This window comes from Rudanella lutea DSM 19387 (genome assembly GCF_000383955.1).
In the GTDB taxonomy this organism is placed as follows: Bacteria; Bacteroidota; Bacteroidia; order Cytophagales; family Spirosomataceae; genus Rudanella; species Rudanella lutea.
Map to the genome: position 1 here is coordinate 2,036,965 of NZ_KB913013.1, position 15,264 is coordinate 2,052,228.

At 55.5% G+C, this 15,264-nt stretch carries 17 protein-coding genes; 10 read left to right on the forward strand and 7 right to left on the reverse strand.

The window, feature by feature from the left end:
• Nucleotides 1-27: 27 nt before the first annotated feature.
• The 3 genes from RUDLU_RS0108435 (at nt 28) to RUDLU_RS27160 (ending at nt 1,482) form a co-directional block, all read left to right on the forward strand.
• Nucleotides 28-687 (forward strand): murein L,D-transpeptidase catalytic domain family protein, encoded by a 660-nt coding sequence (locus RUDLU_RS0108435; protein WP_027302886.1) that lies wholly within the window; start codon nt 28-30, stop codon nt 685-687.
• Between the two features lie 175 nt (nt 688-862).
• Nucleotides 863-1,084 carry a hypothetical protein gene (locus RUDLU_RS0108440; RefSeq protein WP_019987934.1) on the forward strand — a complete coding sequence of 74 codons (222 nt, stop codon included), beginning with the start codon at nt 863-865 and terminating at the stop codon, nt 1,082-1,084.
• Nucleotides 1,066-1,482: a type II toxin-antitoxin system VapC family toxin gene (locus RUDLU_RS27160; protein WP_083940541.1), complete on the forward strand. Its 417-nt coding sequence runs from the start codon at nt 1,066-1,068 to the stop codon at nt 1,480-1,482. Before RUDLU_RS0108440 ends, RUDLU_RS27160 begins: the two co-directional genes overlap by 19 nt.
• 139 nt (nt 1,483-1,621) lie before the next feature.
• Here RUDLU_RS27160 and lgt read toward each other — a convergent pair whose 3' ends face one another.
• Nucleotides 1,622-2,455, reverse strand: a complete 834-nt coding sequence (gene lgt / locus RUDLU_RS0108450) for a prolipoprotein diacylglyceryl transferase (RefSeq protein ID WP_019987936.1) — start codon at nt 2,453-2,455, stop codon at nt 1,622-1,624.
• 195 nt (nt 2,456-2,650) lie between these two features.
• On the opposite strand from lgt, the gene yidD reads away from it, so the two are divergent.
• From yidD to RUDLU_RS0108460, 3 genes are all read left to right on the forward strand, one after another.
• Entirely contained in the window at nt 2,651-2,860 is a 210-nt protein-coding gene (gene yidD / locus RUDLU_RS30140) for a membrane protein insertion efficiency factor YidD (protein WP_211220202.1), read from the forward strand.
• A 153-nt stretch (nt 2,861-3,013) separates the two neighbouring features.
• On the forward strand, nt 3,014-3,388 hold the full coding sequence (locus RUDLU_RS0108455; protein WP_019987937.1) for a co-chaperone GroES: 375 nt from the start codon (nt 3,014-3,016) through the stop codon (nt 3,386-3,388).
• Nucleotides 3,389-3,500: 112 nt separating this feature from the next.
• A complete protein-coding gene (locus RUDLU_RS0108460; RefSeq protein ID WP_019987938.1) occupies nt 3,501-3,851 on the forward strand; it encodes a DUF4174 domain-containing protein in 351 nt (116 codons plus the stop codon).
• A gap of 96 nt (nt 3,852-3,947) precedes the next feature.
• Here the strand turns inward: RUDLU_RS0108460 and RUDLU_RS0108465 are convergent, their stop codons facing one another.
• The 5 genes from RUDLU_RS0108465 to RUDLU_RS0108485 all read right to left on the reverse strand — a co-directional run bounded on the left by RUDLU_RS0108465 (nt 3,948) and on the right by RUDLU_RS0108485 (nt 9,866).
• The gene (locus tag RUDLU_RS0108465) at nt 3,948-5,423 is read right to left on the reverse strand and encodes a sialate O-acetylesterase (RefSeq protein ID WP_019987939.1); all 1,476 of its coding nucleotides are present in this window, start codon (nt 5,421-5,423) and stop codon (nt 3,948-3,950) included.
• 65 nt (nt 5,424-5,488) lie between these two features.
• Nucleotides 5,489-6,208, reverse strand: coding sequence for an SDR family oxidoreductase (locus RUDLU_RS0108470; protein ID WP_019987940.1), 720 nt, complete (start codon nt 6,206-6,208; stop codon nt 5,489-5,491).
• Between the two features lie 162 nt (nt 6,209-6,370).
• A complete protein-coding gene (locus tag RUDLU_RS0108475; protein WP_044130112.1) occupies nt 6,371-7,252 on the reverse strand; it encodes an alpha/beta hydrolase in 882 nt (293 codons plus the stop codon).
• Nucleotides 7,253-7,343: 91 nt separating this feature from the next.
• Complete coding sequence (locus RUDLU_RS0108480) at nt 7,344-8,486, reverse strand: DEAD/DEAH box helicase (protein WP_019987942.1); 1,143 nt, start codon at nt 8,484-8,486, stop codon at nt 7,344-7,346.
• A gap of 51 nt (nt 8,487-8,537) precedes the next feature.
• Nucleotides 8,538-9,866: a DEAD/DEAH box helicase gene (locus RUDLU_RS0108485; RefSeq protein WP_019987943.1), complete on the reverse strand. Its 1,329-nt coding sequence runs from the start codon at nt 9,864-9,866 to the stop codon at nt 8,538-8,540.
• Nucleotides 9,867-10,018: 152 nt separating this feature from the next.
• Between RUDLU_RS0108485 and RUDLU_RS0108490 the strand changes: the two genes are divergently transcribed.
• The 4 genes from RUDLU_RS0108490 (at nt 10,019) to RUDLU_RS0108505 (ending at nt 13,573) form a co-directional block, all read left to right on the forward strand.
• Nucleotides 10,019-11,353 (forward strand): DEAD/DEAH box helicase, encoded by a 1,335-nt coding sequence (locus RUDLU_RS0108490; protein ID WP_044129386.1) that lies wholly within the window; start codon nt 10,019-10,021, stop codon nt 11,351-11,353.
• A gap of 98 nt (nt 11,354-11,451) precedes the next feature.
• Nucleotides 11,452-12,030, forward strand: a complete 579-nt coding sequence (locus tag RUDLU_RS0108495) for a DinB family protein (protein WP_019987945.1) — start codon at nt 11,452-11,454, stop codon at nt 12,028-12,030.
• A gap of 224 nt (nt 12,031-12,254) precedes the next feature.
• On the forward strand, nt 12,255-12,965 hold the full coding sequence (locus RUDLU_RS0108500) for a pseudouridine synthase (RefSeq protein ID WP_044130115.1): 711 nt from the start codon (nt 12,255-12,257) through the stop codon (nt 12,963-12,965).
• 110 nt (nt 12,966-13,075) lie between these two features.
• Nucleotides 13,076-13,573 (forward strand): DinB family protein, encoded by a 498-nt coding sequence (locus RUDLU_RS0108505; RefSeq protein WP_019987947.1) that lies wholly within the window; start codon nt 13,076-13,078, stop codon nt 13,571-13,573.
• 98 nt (nt 13,574-13,671) lie between these two features.
• Here RUDLU_RS0108505 and RUDLU_RS0108510 read toward each other — a convergent pair whose 3' ends face one another.
• A complete protein-coding gene (locus RUDLU_RS0108510; protein WP_027302887.1) occupies nt 13,672-15,030 on the reverse strand; it encodes an amidohydrolase family protein in 1,359 nt (452 codons plus the stop codon).
• Between the last annotated feature and the right edge of the window lie 234 nt (nt 15,031-15,264).

Consider the following 15,264-nt stretch of genomic DNA (forward strand, 5'->3'; position numbering starts at 1 on the left):
TGGAACCGTAACCCGCCAAACGACCGTATGAAACGAATTGCTTTACTAACCCTTCTTTGCTGCAGTACCGTCGTTTTAGGACGTCAGCCCATGACTCCGCGCACGGCTTCGTGGTCGAAATTATACGATCAGCTTCGATTGTCGAAAGTAGGCTTATCCCGGGTCGCGTTTGAGTATGCGATGGTCGGTTTACTCAACATGGAGACCCGTCCTACGGTCATTTCCATTGCCGACATGAGTCAGCCCTCGACCAACAAACGGCTGTACGTGATTGACTTAGCCAAGCAAAAATTACTATTCAATACGTACGTAGCCCACGGGCGCAACTCCGGCGACCGGCTGCCCCGTCAGTTTTCCAACGAAATTTCGTCGAACCAGTCGAGCCTTGGCTTTTACAAAACCATGGGCTCCTATCATGGCAAACATGGCCTGTCGCTCAAACTAAAGGGGCTGGAGCCGGGCATCAACAACAATGCATTTGAACGAACAATTGTGTTTCACGGAGCCGACTACGTAAGCGAAGACACGATTCGGCATACGGGCCGACTCGGCTGGAGTCAGGGATGCCCCGCCGTACCCAACCACATGAGTACGCCCATCATCAAAGTGATAGAGGGTGGTTCGTGCCTGTTCATTTTCTCCCCCGACCCTCGCTACCTGCGGCAGTCGAGTTTTTTGAGGGGGTAGAAGTACCTTGACACATACGCTAAAACAGGCTTATAGAGCTTGTAAAGCGGACTCTGGTTAACAGAAAATCACTCCAACGCACCTATACTCTTAGGATCAGTTACCCATGAGCAAAACGAGTGGACTTTTTGTTGTACTATTGTAGAAAGCATTTCCCAGCAACGATAACAGAGCCATGAAGACCCTGACTGTCAGCGACAAAGATTTCATTCGGACTAAAAAGTTACTGGCCCAGAACGGTATTCCGACCGAACCAGAAGAGGATAAGCCCATTCCTTTTTTACGAAAGAGTAAAGCCGAACCCGATGAATCACCAGCCGCTTTTGGTGGTATTTGGGCTAGCGACGAACGAACATTAGCTACTATTCGGGCAAAAGCATGGTCAAAGCGAAGCTAATTCTGTGTGACTCTAACGTTCTGTTCGACTACTTCCGGGGTGTCCCAATAATGCTACAGGAACTAGATGAGTTGGGATTTGATCGCCTTTGCATTAGTGTTATTCCAGAAGCCGAAATGTATATAGGTATGAAGCGCAGCGAGATGCGTAAAACAACCGAAACAATCAACCGATTTAATATCATTGGTCTGGATTCGGAAATTTCGCGACACCTATCAAACCTTACCTGGGAACACTACCTAAAACGCCCTGGCATTGCTGATATGATTATTGCCGCCACGGCCCTGACTTATCCAGTGGAATTATTCACCTTCAACAAAAAAGATTTTGATTTTGTAGAGGGTATCAAGTTTTATCGGCCTAAATACAAGCATTCGTACGGTTCCGATGTCGACTGACTTTGGCGTTTTCTTTCAACTTCGCCTTCCCAAACCATAAGCCCGAACACAAAGCCCCGACACGTTTGACGTGTCGGGGCTTTGTACTTTAATCGTTAGGAATGTCCCACCAACGAACCGAGTTGTTGGCCGACCTCTATCATCCAGCGCTCATGGACCGGTTCTGGAAACTCCGTACCAGGAAGTAAATCCCCAGCAACACGGCCGGAATACTCAGAATTTGCCCCATGTTGAGGAACAGGGTGTCTTCAAAAGCTACCTGATTTTCTTTCACGTACTCGTACAGGAACCGGAGGGTAAACACCCAAATCAGGAAAATACCGAGCATACTGCCGCGTGGGGTTTTCTCTTTGTGCCGGTTCCAGAACCACAACAGGAAGAAAAACAGGACAAAACACGACAACGACTCGTACAACTGAGCCGGATGGCGGGGCACCTTAAACGGCTCGGTGAGGCCCCGGTAATCGGCATTCATGAAAATAAAACCCCAGGGCAGGTCAGTTTGGCGGCCAATAATTTCGGAGTTCATCAGGTTACCCAACCGGATAAACGCTCCGCCGAGGGCCACCGTAATCACAATCCGATCGGTAACCCACAGGAATGTTTGCCCCGTTTTGCGGCTCCCCTCCCGGCGCGAATACAGCCAGAGCGCCAGCAGAATACCAATAGTAGCCCCGTGGCTGGCCAAACCGGCAAAGGGCGGCATGAAGACCTGAAACGGGTTCTGCATGAAGGCTTCGGGCTCGTAGAAGATAAAATGCCCCAGCCGCGCGCCCAGCACGGTCGAGATCACCATGTAAATGAGCAGGGTATCGGTGTCTTCTTCGGGTTTGCCTTCTTTTTTGTAGATGTAGGTCATGATCTGCATCCCGATGAGGAAACCCAGTGCGAACAGCAAACCATACCAGCGAATGGAGAGGGGACCAATTGAAAAAATTTCGGGATCAACATCCCAGACAATGTATTTGTGCATAACGGATTGTTTTCAGGGCCGTTGTGGTTTTGAGAACGGGCAAAGATAGCCGAAATGCGTTTTTTGTTTCGGGTTTCTGGTTCCAACTTTCGGGTTACCCGTATTTTAGTGAGTTTAGGGGCTCTGTTGCCTCTAAAACCGGCCCGGAATCAAAGGTGTACTGTACATTGTACAGTATTCATTGTTTATGCACGTATGAAATCTGTTGTTATTGCTTTCGTCCGACTGTATCAGGGGGCCATCTCGCCTTTCCTGCCCAATGCCTGCCGATACACGCCTACCTGTTCGCAGTACATGATTGAGGCCGTTCAGAAACACGGTGCCCTGCGCGGGGGGTGGATGGGCCTCAAGCGCATCGGGCGGTGCCACCCCTGGGGCGGACATGGCTACGACCCTGTTCCGTGAGCCAATCTAATTCACGCTGACATTTTGACAACCCGGCCTCGTTGTGCCCGAAATTTGCAGCTTACGCGCTGGCAGCAGCCGGCAATGCTACTTACAGCCCTGTCAAATTTGATTGACCGACGGAAACCGTAAAGAGAAAAACTACCGACACGTATGATTAACATAACCCCCGACAACAAACTGAAGCGTCTGCTCGTAGTAGGCGACCGTGTACTGATTCAGCCCAAAGACCCCAGCGACCGCACCGCCAGCGGACTGTACCTCCCCCCTACTGTCACGGAAAAAGAACAGGTACAAACCGGCTACGTGATCAAAGTGGGGCCAGGCTACCCGATTCCGTCCCCTGTTGACGACGAACCGTGGAAAGAAACCGAAGAAAAAGTAAAATATATGCCCTTACAGGCGCAGGAGGGCGATACGGCCATCTATTTGCAACGCAACGCCATCGACCTGGAGTATCAGGGGCAGAAATACGTGATTGTTCCGCAGTCGTCGATTCTGCTGCTTGAGCGGTCTGAAGATTTGTAGGAAACGCCTAGGGCAGTTCGTTGGCGATCAATGAACTGCCCTAAGACGCAAACTAAGCCGTACAACAATCCTCCGCCCGGTTGGTTATGACTCCAACAATCACTCAACGGATATGGAAAGTATTGGCAACTTACACAAGTCGCTCAAAGCGACACTTGACGAAAAGAAAAACAACCGGCGCGTGTTGCTCCTCTACGGCCGCGACGACGCCCAGCATTATATCATCGACCAGCAGGAACAACTCCACGCGGCCGATGCCCAATTGAGCCAACACGATCTGGATGTGGTGGTGCTCATTGCCTCTACCACCGTCGAGCCCGACCGCTGGTACCTGATGCATACCGAAGGCTTCAATCTGATTCCGTCCGAAGATTTCATCGGCTGGCTCATCGACAAAGATGGCTCCGTAAAGCACCGGTTTACCCAGCCTCTTTCGCCCGATGAATTGCTGAAACACGTTTAATCAGCCACGTGCCGAGCCGTTAGATCAGCCAACGCAAAGCCCCGGTAAGGTTGTAGCATCACATGTGATGCTACAACCTTACCGGGGCTTTGCACGTTAGAAACGAGCCTGCTCCGTAATGCCTTTCCAGGTATCAGTACGGAACGGCACCGCCGGGAAGCCCTCCCGATTATACAAATTCACGTCTTTGTTATCGTCGGCCCACCCGTACCGCACGGCTACGGGCGCGGCTACTTCGGGCGATACAACCACCACGCTATCGCCCGTAATGCGAGCCTGTGCGTAATGGAATTTACCGTCAGCCCCAGCCACCTCAAAACCGGTCAGGTAGCCGTATTTATCGCGGGCCACCAACCCCATACCTACGTACCGGAACTTCACTACAGCCTCCCGGCCCGATACACTCAACTGCTCAAACATAGGCCCGCGCGACGCGTCGGAGCCGCCCCCCTCAGTCGGGTACGCTACGCGCAGAGCCTCAGCGGCCAGGCGCAACCCAACGGTTTTCTTGTCTTTGGGGTGAATATCTTTCGACTCGCCTACGTCGGACGCCACAGCCATACCCGTGTTGGGGAGCCGAAGCGTCATGGCCTGGGCTTCGCGGAGTTCGGCCCAGGTGCTACCCGTCTGGCTATCGCCGTTTTTAGCACTGAAACTGGCCAGTTGTACAAACAGAAACGGAAACGCACCCGCACTCGGCAATTGGCGGTTCCACTGCCGGCGCCAGTCTTCGATCATGAGCGGAAAGGCCGTCCGGTACTGATACGCCCGGCCCGCGTTCGATTCACCCTGGTACCAGATTACCCCCTGCATAGCCATCGGAATGAGCGGGTGCAGCATGGCATTGTACAACAGCGTGCCGTACAGGTTCGGCTTGTTCTGAATAGACCGGATAGTGTCGTTCGGGGCCGGAATCCGGGCCGCAGCTTTTTGCAGTTCAGGGTCCGATTCAAGGGCTTCGCGGCTTGTCCAGGTTTCCGAATGGGTACCACCCCACGAGGTGTGCATCAGGCCAATCGGCACGTTCAGCCGCTGCATGAGGGCAACGGCAAACTGGTATCCCACAGCCGTAAACCCACCCACCGTAGCCGGGCTGCACACCTGCCACGTACCTTCCACATCCGTTTGCGGGGCTAATGCCGTAGCCCGACGCACGGCAAAATGACGAATACGCGGATGATTCGCCTGCGCGATTTCTTCGGTCGCGTTGGCCGAGCCACTCACTTTCATTTCCATATTCGACTGCCCCGAGCAGATCCAGACCTCGCCCACCAGCACGTCGGCGAGGGTGGTTGTCCCCGACTTAGCCTGTACGGTCAGGGCAAAAGGCCCTCCGGCCTCCATTGGGTCGAGGTCTACACGCCAGCGGCCATCTTTGCCTGCTTTTACCGATTTGGATTGCCCATTGAAACGGACAGTCAGCCGCTCACCGGCATCGGCCCAGCCCCAGACCGGAACCGGTTTCCGGCGCTGCAACACCATGTGATCGGCAAAGAATTTGGGTAAACGAACGGCCGCAGACAGGGGTAGACCGTACAGAAGAGAAACGAGAACCAGCAGAAGGGGGCGCATAGAGTAACGGACGTTTCTACCAGAAGGCCCAAAACGGCCAAATCTACGACGCCCCCAAACGGCAATTATTTTTTACCACCGGGTAAGGTTGGCCGCACCTCTACTTTGCTGGGCAGAGTACGCGGGTGCATTTTCAAGAGGTCGTACACAATATGACCAATGTCTTCGGGCTGAATTTTCCAGGCATCGGCATCGGTGGGCGTATGATTGTCGAAATACGTAGCCACCGAGCCGGGCATGATCGTCGACACTTTGATGCCTTCTTTGCGCAGGTCGAGCATGATAGCCTGCGTGAAGCCCACAAGCCCAAACTTGCTGGCGTTGTAAGCCGACCCTTTCTCGAAAAAGTTGGTGCCCGCCAGGCTGGCAATCGAAATAAAATACCCTTCGGTTTGCTTGAGGGCTTCGAGCGAGGCTTTGGCCGTGTTGAAAACGCCCGTCAGGTTAATGTCGATGGTTTCGTGCCACTGCTCCGGCGTCAGCTCCTGAATAGGCGCAAAATGACCCACGCCCGCATTGGCAATCACGTAATCGAGCCGCCCCCACTGCTGCACAATTGTATCAACGGCCCGTTGCTGCGACGCCAGATCGCGCACATCGGCCGCCAAACCAAGGGCATACCCTTCTTTAATCGAGTTAAGTTGAGCCGCAGCCTTATCAGCAGCCTCCTGCGACCGGCTCGTGATGGCTACTTTGATTCCCTGCTGAATGAGTACTTCGGCTACCCCGTAGCCAATTCCTTTTGAGCCGCCGGTGATGTAGGCGGTCTTAATGTGGTCTGCCATGGAAATGGTTTGTCGTTTTTCGTGTATTGTTTTTAGTTCTTGCCCCCTTACGCGGGCAGTATGGCCCCGTGCAGATGCGGGTGAATTACGGGCACGTTGCAACACGCATCAGCCTACTGACACTGTATGCTAACCCGCAGACGTAACTGAAAGTTTAGCCGGTTAAGGCTTGGCCAGGGCGCGCAGATCGCGATACATGATGTTGTTTTTCCAGAAAAGGCCGGTCACCATGGGCACGTGTTTTTTACGGGGAATCACCCGATACTGGCTCTGCACGCCCAGTTTCTGGAGGGTTTGGTGAAACTCCTCAGTACCTTTGATGATACTCGGGTAGGTACGCCCACCGGTGTACAAGAGCATGGGCGAGGCCCCGACCTGTACCTGATACTGGGGCGAAACTGCCTGCCAGCCCGCCGGTTCTTTCCCAAACGGAATGAGAAATTTCCGGTCGTCGGGGTATTCCATCTTTTGCAGGTAGTCGTACATATTGATCCCGGCCGGATCGTTCAGAACAGCCCCTTTCACCAGCCCGGCAGGCAGACCGTTGCGCGTAAATACCGTTGGTCCGGAAGCCAGCAACGCAGCCAGGCCACCACCGGCCGAGTGGCCCATCACATAAATCCGCGACGGGTCGCCCCCGTACGCACCAATCTGACTGGCCACCCAGCCCACAGCGCGCGCACAATCATCAGCCATAGCGGGTACCTCCACCGCCGGGGCCAGCCGATAGTTGATAATCACGGCCACGAATCCCTGCTTTGCCAGCCGTCGGCCAATAAACCAGTACATATTTTTGCTACCGCTATTCCAGCTTCCACCGTGAATAAACACCACCACCGGGCGCGGAGTAGCCGGCTTCCGGCGGGGTTGATACACATCAAGCAGATGCCGCTCCGGGTCGAAACCGGCGGTGTTGGGAGCCAGATACGGAATATCGCGGGTGCGTTTGCTCGGCCGGGCCCAGCCGGTTGCGGCAGTTACGATCAGAAGAACGAGAACGATCAGTGCAACGGGCAAAGCGCCCATGAAACGAGTCGGTAACATGCAGTTGAATGGCAGAAATCGTCGGGCCAGTTGGCCTTTAGGTATATATACCACCAACCCGGCGCGAAGGTTTCAACACCCCGATTCCAATTTAGACCCCGTGCAGGTCGAAGTCAGCCGAGTCGATAAAGTCGACCCAACGGCCCATTTTCTTCTGAATTACCCGGAAATGATGCTCGTCGTCGGGCGTGATGAGCGAGATCGCCTGCCCGCTGGCATCGGCCCGGCCGGTGCGGCCAATCCGGTGCACATAGTCTTTGGGGGAGCGGGGCAACTCAAAATTGACCACATGCGGCAGGGCTTCAATATCAATCCCCCGCGAGAGCAGATCCGTAGCCACCAGCACCTGTAAACTACCGGTTTTGAACTGGTTAAGCACGCCGGTACGCCCACCCTGACTTTTCTGGCTGTGCATAGCGGCCGCCCGAATCCCGTTTTTGTTCAGCTTAACCACCAGGTTGTCGGCCGTCCGGACCGATGATACAAACACCAGCACCTGCTTCATGCCCTCTTTTTTGATGAGATAGCGCAGCAAAGGGCCTTTGCGCTCGTCGCTCACCCGGTAGGCTACCTGCTCAATCTGGCTCAGGTCGCGTTCCTGTTCTTCTACTTCCACCCAGAGTGGGTCGCGCAGGAGGTGTTCGCGCAGGGTTTGTACATCGCCCCCGAGCGTTGCCGAAAACAGCAACGTTTGGCGTTTGCGGGGCAACATCCGAAACAGGTCGGTCATCTCGTCGGCAAAACCGAGGTCAAGCATCTTGTCGGCTTCATCGAGCACCAGCGTCGACACGGCCGACAGGCCCACGGCATTCTGGCTGATGAGGTCGAGCAGGCGGCCGGGCGTGGCTACCACCACATCGGTACCGCCCAGAGCCATCATTTGCGGGTTGATGGACACCCCCCCGAACACCGCCACCGTTTTGACGCGCCGGGGCAAATCGCGCCCGAAGGTCTGAAATACCTCGGCCACCTGCACAGCAAGCTCGCGGGTAGGCACCAGCACGAGCGTCCGGACAGAGCGGCCCGTGGCGGGTGGCTGGCTTTGCAGACGTTGCAAAATCGGGAGCACAAAGCCCGCCGTTTTGCCCGAACCCGTGCGGGCCAGCCCCATAATATCGCGCCCTTTCAGAATAGCCGGAATTACCTGCTCCTGAATGGGGTACGGCTTCTGATAGCCCTGATCAGCTACATTTTTAAGCAGCTGTTTCGACAGCCCTAATGCGGAAAATGACATAGAAAAACAGATCACGGCGCACCCAAAATGGCCCGCCGTGGGACACGAGTATTACTTTTTACCACTGCGTTTGATAGGCCGGCCGTACTTTTTCCGTTTCTCAGCCTCATAGTCCCGCCGGACGTTTACTTTCTTGTTTTTGTCGATCTTTTCCTGAAACGCCGACTCCGACTCCCGAATGCGGGCCACTTTGGGCTCCAGCGTTTTCATGCGGATGTTGGGCTGCTCATGCTCGGCCAGTTCGTCCACCACCACAAGGTCGTCGGGCAGGGGCTGCATCGGGATGGGCTGCTTCATAAACGCTTCGATGGCCGTTTGTAGAGGTTCATCGGCGGGCCGGATAAACGACAGGGCTGTCCCCCGGCGGTCGGCGCGGCCGGTGCGGCCAATCCGGTGAATATAGTTTTCGGGTTCGTCGGGCAAATCGAAGTTGACCACGTGCGACACCTCGGCCACGTCGATACCCCGCGCCACTATGTCGGTGGCAATCAGCAAGCGATACCGGCCATCTTTGAACCGCTCCACAGCTTCGAACCGGTGCGTTTGGGCCTTGTTGCCGTGAATAAGGCCTACCTGCTCAGGTAGTGAGGGGGCCAGTTCGTCGTACAGCTCATCGGCCAGCTCTTTGGTCGCGGCAAACACCAGCACCTTGCTCATGTCGGCATGGCGATTGAGCAGCAACCGGAGCAGATTCACTTTAGTGTAAAAATTCGGGACGGCATACCCCTGTTGCTCGATGGTGTCGAGCGGGGTACCCACCGGCGCGGCCTCTACGCGCACGGGGTCGTTGAAAAACGTATCCATCAGGGCTTCGACCTCAGGCGTGAGCGTGGCCGAGAACAGTAGGTTTTGCCGTTTTGGGGGCAACAGGTCCAGAATAGCCGTCAGCTGCGCCCGAAAACCCAGATTGAGCATCTCATCGAATTCATCGATCACCAACCGCTTGAGGGCCTTGGTTTTGAGCACTCCACTCGCCAGCAAATCGACCAGGCGGCCGGGGGTAGCCACCACCACATCGGCCCCAGCCTGCACCTGAGCAGCCTGTGGTTTGAGGTTCACCCCGCCGTACACGCCCACCGTGAGCACGTTCATGTAAGCCGTCAGGGCCGTGATGGTTTCGACCACCTGCACCACCAGTTCACGCGTGGGCACCAGAATAATAATCTGGGGCGTTTTGGTCGGCGAAAACTGATGCTGACGCAGGCAAGGCAGCAGATACGCCACCGTTTTGCCGGTACCGGTCTGAGCAATGCCGCACACATCGCGGCCCGACATAGCCACGGGCAGCACCTTCTGCTGAATCGTTGTCGGGTGCGAATAACCGAGGTTGGCCAGGGCGTTGAGCAGGGGTTTGTTCAGATTCAGTTCGTCGAACGTCATAGTCGTGTTGTTGGAGCGAAGTTGCAAAGGTACGGTATTAAAGAGTGCGGGCCGCGTGCGGCAAAGAGCGAAAGAGTGAAAGAGTGGCGTCCGCATCCCTCACTCTTTCACCCTTTCGCTCTTTCACTCTTTCACTTTGCTACCTTTGGGGTATGACGAATGAAAGACAAGGGCAAGTGCTGGCCAATTTGGGCATTGCGGCACTCAACCCCATGCAGGAAGCCGCCGGGCGGGCCATCGGAAACGATTCGGATACGGTCCTTATAGCCCCGACAGGTTCGGGCAAAACGGTCGCTTTTCTGCTGCCCGTGCTGCGGTTACTCAAACCCGAACAGACAGGTGTACAATGCTTAGTGCTGGCCCCCTCGCGTGAGCTCGCGCTTCAGATCGAACAGGTCTGGAAAACGATGGGCACCGGCTTCAAAGTAAACACCTGCTACGGCGGGCATTCGGTCGAAACCGAAATCAAAAACCTGAGCAACCCACCCGCCCTGCTCATTGGCACACCCGGCCGCATTGCCGACCATATCGACCGGGGCTCGTTTGACGCGGGCCGTGTGCAGGTGCTGGTGCTCGATGAGTTCGACAAATCGCTCGAACTGGGCTTTCACGATCAGATGGCCTTTATTGTCGGGCAGTTGAGCGGCCTCCGCAAGCAGGTACTCGTATCGGCTACGCACGGCATTCAGATTCCGGGCTTTGTACGCCTGAAAAACCCGCAGACGGTTATCCATAAGGCGAGCGAAACGGCCGCCCCCGCCCTGACAACTGAGGTGGTGTATGCGCCCGAAAAAGACAAGATCGACACGCTTTTCCGGTTGCTTTGTACCCTCAACTCCGAGCCGGCTATTATTTTTCTGAACCACCGCGAAGCCGCCGAACGCACCCGCGACCTGCTGGCCGAGCGCGGGATTTTGACAACCGTTTACCACGGCGGCATGGAACAGCCCGACCGCGAACGGGCCCTTATTCGGTTTCGGAACGGTAGCGTGCGTTACCTGATTACCACCGACTTAGCCGCTCGGGGCCTCGACATCCCCGAAATGAAGTACGTGATTCACTATCACCTGCCCCTCAAAGAACATGAGTTTGTGCACCGTAACGGCCGCACCGCCCGGTTGCACACGTCGGGCGCCCCTACGTCGGGCACGGTCTACGTAATTTTGCACACCGACGAGCCACGGCCCGATTTTCTGCCCCGGTCGCTGCCCGAGTTTACCCCGCCCCAACAGGCACCACTTCCCGCGCCCCCCGAGTTCCAGACGGTGTACATCAGCGGAGGGCGTAAAAACAAGCTCAACAAGGTGGATATTGTGGGATTCTTCTCCCAGAAAGGTGGCCTGGAAAAAGGCGACTTGGGCCGCATTGATGTGCAGGACTTTATCTCGTTTGCAGCCGTGCGGGCCGACAAGGTCCGTGGGTTGCTCGGGCGTATCAGTCAGGAGAAAATGAAGGGTAAAAAATACAAAATCGAGATCGCCCGTTGAGTGGCAAAAGGGTGTAGGACAAGTTTTTTTCTGTCGAACCTATGACAAAGAACTTGTCCTACACCTTGGCAAAACTACACCCTTTTAACAAACCAGCCATGCAGAATTTAGATGCAACCCCCATCACAGGGCCTGTCACTGAGGAGCAACGGACCTACGCACTCGACGCCCTACGCAGCACCGCCGAAGCCCTGCACCAATCGGTAGCGGGCCTGAATGAAGCCCGACTGAACTACAAGCCGGCCGACAACCGCTGGTCGATTGCCGAAAACCTCGAACACATTGTCCTGGTCGAAGCCGGACTTATGGCCGGTATTCAGAAAGGGATGACTTACCCCGCCAACCCCGACAAACGGGCCGACGTTCGGCTGATCGACGTGGATGTAATCAAGGCCGTTCGGAGCCGGGCGGTCACGTTTCCGGCCCCCGACCCGTTTGTACCGACCGGGCGTTTTGGCAATTCGGCCGGGTCGTTGGCGGCTTTCGATGCCGGGCGGGCCCAAACAATTGCGTTTGTCGAGACGGTGGCCGCCGACCTGCGTCAGCATTACATCCGGCACATTGCCCTCGGCTGGCTCGACTGCTATCAGGGCGTGCTTACCATAGCTGCCCACGGCGAGCGGCACCGCAAACAGATTGAAGAAATTAAAGCCAATGCGGGCTTCCCGGCTTTATGACCGAGCCACAATCAAATGTATAATGTACAGTTTCAGTACTGGACATTAGATGTTGGACATTAGACGTTAGACCTTCCTACAGAATGGTAGTAAGTCTAACGTCCAGTGTCTGAAGTCCGAATGTCCAGTACTGAAAATATACAGTGCAAAGTGGACAATTACGCGCTGATAATCAACAGCATGAGCCATTCTGCATTTTACATTATTCATTGTTCATTCCCTTTATGACCGAGCCATTACCCATTTTGTACCAGACCGAAACGCTCGTTGCGGTCAACAAACCGCACGGACTGCTCGTACACCGGTCGCCCATTGCGAGCGATGTGAGCGAGTTTGCCGTGCAGATTCTGCGCGATCAGCTGGGGCAACGCGTGTACCCTGTTCACCGGCTCGACCGCAAAACGGGCGGGGTGCTTCTGTTTGCCCTGACCGAAGCGATGAACTCAGCCATGCAGGTGCAGTTTGCCGAGGGGCAGGTCGATAAAACGTACCTCGCCATTGTACGCGGCTACACGCCCGATACCCAAACGATTGATTACCCCCTCCGGCGCGACGATGACAACGGCCGACCTGGGCCGTTGCAGGACGCCGTTACGCACCTGCGTACGCTCCGGCGCACCGAGATTCCGCTGGCTCATGGCAAGCACACCACCTCGCGTTACTCGCTCGTTGAGCTAACGCCCACCACCGGACGGATGCACCAGCTCCGAAAGCACATGGCGCACATCATGCACCCGATCATCGGCGACCGGCCCCACGGCTGCAATAAGCAGAACAAGCTGTTTTTGGAGCAATTTGGCATGAATACCATGCTGTTACATGCCGGTCGCGTGGCGTTTCGGCACCCCGACACGGGCGAAACCGTTACGATCGAAGCGCCCCTTCAAACAGAGTTTACCCGGATGCTCCAAACACTATTTGAGGCCACGGCCTGAGCCGTTTTTGGGGTTTCTCAAAATAAACCCTGGCCCGTACAAACCCTGCTGACATAGGGCTGTCACTCACTGCCGCGACCTTTGTAAGGTAAAACAAACCCCCAAGGATTATGTCGCACGTAGATGCTTTGATGAAGGAAATGCAGCAGGAAGCCCAGACCACCCGCAAGATGCTGGAGCGGATTCCGAACGATAAGCTGGATTGGCAACCCCACCCGAAAAGTATGACCATGCGGAGTTTGGCCACCCACATTGCTGAATTGCCCGCCTGGGTACGACTGGCCGTGCATACCGACGAGCTTGACTTCGAAACGTCGCCCTACCAGCCCGCCACCGTCAATAGCACCGCCGATTTACTGGCCTTGCACGAAAAATCACTGGCCGAGGGCCTTGCCAGCCTGGAAACCGTGACCGAAGACCAACTCCAGCCTACTTGGACGCTACGTTCGGGCGATACCATTTTGAGCCAAACTACCAAGGGCGAGATGATTCGGATGTCGTTTTCGCAGATTGTGCACCACCGGGCGCAGTTGGGGGTTAACCTCCGCCTGCTCGATATTCCGATTCCCGGTAGCTACGGCCCCAGCGCCGACGAGCCGATGTTTTAAGCCGCCCATAGTTTCTGGATTTTGTGCGGCCGGTCGGAATTGCCCCGACCGGCCGCACAAACCTGATGATGAACGTGGGGTATGAATTTCTGCCGATACTACCGCTCCAGCTTTTTCAGCTCCTGCTGAATGTAGGTTTTGGGTAGCCAGTTGGTGCCCATCATCACCCCTTCAATGTTGCGGGTTTGGCCAATGTCGGCCAGGGGGTTACCACTCAGCAAGACCAGATCCGACACAAAGCCGGTTTTGATCATGCCCGAATCCCTTTTTTTGAGGTATTTGGCCACGTTTACCGTACCCGTACGTAGTGTCTGGTAGGGTGTCAGGCCCGCATCGACCAGGTATTTCATTTCGTGATGAATCGAGAAGCCGGGTACGTTGAACACCTGCGGGGCATCGGAACCGAGCAACAGCGGCACGTTATTTTTCTGGCATTCGAGCAGGAGTTGCCGGCGAACCTGAATCAGTTTCTCGGCATTCTCTTTCCGAAAGTTGGGGTCGCTCAGGTATTTGTTTTTAGCGTTGACCCATCCCTGAATCTCCTGTGGTTTCATGTATTTCATCTCCGGGGCACTCGTGTACGCCGACGCCGGTAGCGGAGACTGCCACCGCTCAGCCAGGGCCTGCGTAGGCACCACATGAATCTGCCGGTCGCTCAGGGCTTTGATGAGCTTCGGAATCAGGCGCGGATCGGCGCGGTGGGCAATCCAGGCTCCAAACAGGCCGGTTTCGGGTTCAGCGAGGGTATCGCTGCCGGGCGTGATGGCCTCAATAAACCCGTCGAGATGGTCGATAGAAGAATAGTCGGCTTCGATGGCCCGCCATACGCCCACATTGAACGACACATGCCCCACAAACGGAATCCCGACCTCTTTGGCCGTGCGGGCAATGGCCGGAAACGTTTCTTTTGTCAGGCCGGGGTGTAGCTTCAGAAAATCATACCCGGCGGCTTTTTGCTCGCGTACCATCTCGGCCCCACGGGCGGCCGTTTTGACCGACTGCCCATTGAACGAGGGCCCCGTTGCGTAAAAATGAGGACCCAGAATTTCGCCCGCGTTGATCTTGCTCCGGAGTTCGAGGTGTCGCGAGTGCCCCAGCATCCCGCGAATGGTGGTAATACCGTTGGCAAGGTAGAGCGTGAGCACTTCTTTCATCGGCTCAATATCATCGATAGGCGGTACGTGCGCGTGCATTTCGGCCCAACCGGGCATGAGGTATTTGCCTTTTCCGTCGACGACGAGGGCATCTTTGGCAAACCGAACGCTACCTTCACGGCCCAGCGCCGTAATGCGTCCATTGCGCACAACCACTGTCTGGTTTTCGAGTACGCGCTCGGCATCCATCGGAATCACATTAACCGACCGAAACACCACCTCCCGGTCCCAGTTGCTCACCAGACCCTGCGCCCGTACCGACACGGCGAGCAGTATCAGCACCATACATATTAGGCTTCGCATACGCTGTTTGATGTTATTCGTTTGACGATTTCAGGTTGGTGCCTACACAGTTATCAAGCTCCCAACGGGTACCAAGTCTGTAAGCCGCCTGACACGGGCATCTACTAAACGCCCCCCTTCATGAGTGGTGTCAGCGCTAATCTGTTCAGGCTGTTCGGTAGGTTATGTCAGCCCATACAGCCACGCACAACACCTACTTACATCCTACATAGTATTGCGTTTTATACAATTTGT

Coding starts and splice junctions, on each gene's coding strand:
- RUDLU_RS0108470 (WP_019987940.1), bottom strand. CDS start 6,208: ATGGCAGACCACATTAAGACCGCCTACATCACCGGCGGCTCAAAAGGA.
- RUDLU_RS0108440 (WP_019987934.1), top strand. CDS start 863: ATGAAGACCCTGACTGTCAGCGACAAAGATTTCATTCGGACTAAAAAG.
- RUDLU_RS0108455 (WP_019987937.1), top strand. CDS start 3,014: ATGATTAACATAACCCCCGACAACAAACTGAAGCGTCTGCTCGTAGTA.
- RUDLU_RS27160 (WP_083940541.1), top strand. CDS start 1,066: ATGGTCAAAGCGAAGCTAATTCTGTGTGACTCTAACGTTCTGTTCGAC.
- RUDLU_RS0108485 (WP_019987943.1), bottom strand. CDS start 9,866: ATGACGTTCGACGAACTGAATCTGAACAAACCCCTGCTCAACGCCCTG.
- RUDLU_RS0108480 (WP_019987942.1), bottom strand. CDS start 8,486: ATGTCATTTTCCGCATTAGGGCTGTCGAAACAGCTGCTTAAAAATGTA.
- RUDLU_RS0108495 (WP_019987945.1), top strand. CDS start 11,452: ATGCAGAATTTAGATGCAACCCCCATCACAGGGCCTGTCACTGAGGAG.
- RUDLU_RS0108500 (WP_044130115.1), top strand. CDS start 12,255: ATGACCGAGCCATTACCCATTTTGTACCAGACCGAAACGCTCGTTGCG.
- RUDLU_RS0108465 (WP_019987939.1), bottom strand. CDS start 5,423: ATGCGCCCCCTTCTGCTGGTTCTCGTTTCTCTTCTGTACGGTCTACCC.
- RUDLU_RS0108435 (WP_027302886.1), top strand. CDS start 28: ATGAAACGAATTGCTTTACTAACCCTTCTTTGCTGCAGTACCGTCGTT.
- RUDLU_RS0108510 (WP_027302887.1), bottom strand. CDS start 15,030: ATGCGAAGCCTAATATGTATGGTGCTGATACTGCTCGCCGTGTCGGTA.
- RUDLU_RS0108475 (WP_044130112.1), bottom strand. CDS start 7,252: ATGTTACCGACTCGTTTCATGGGCGCTTTGCCCGTTGCACTGATCGTT.
- RUDLU_RS0108490 (WP_044129386.1), top strand. CDS start 10,019: ATGACGAATGAAAGACAAGGGCAAGTGCTGGCCAATTTGGGCATTGCG.
- lgt (WP_019987936.1), bottom strand. CDS start 2,455: ATGCACAAATACATTGTCTGGGATGTTGATCCCGAAATTTTTTCAATT.
- RUDLU_RS0108505 (WP_019987947.1), top strand. CDS start 13,076: ATGTCGCACGTAGATGCTTTGATGAAGGAAATGCAGCAGGAAGCCCAG.
- yidD (WP_211220202.1), top strand. CDS start 2,651: ATGAAATCTGTTGTTATTGCTTTCGTCCGACTGTATCAGGGGGCCATC.
- RUDLU_RS0108460 (WP_019987938.1), top strand. CDS start 3,501: ATGGAAAGTATTGGCAACTTACACAAGTCGCTCAAAGCGACACTTGAC.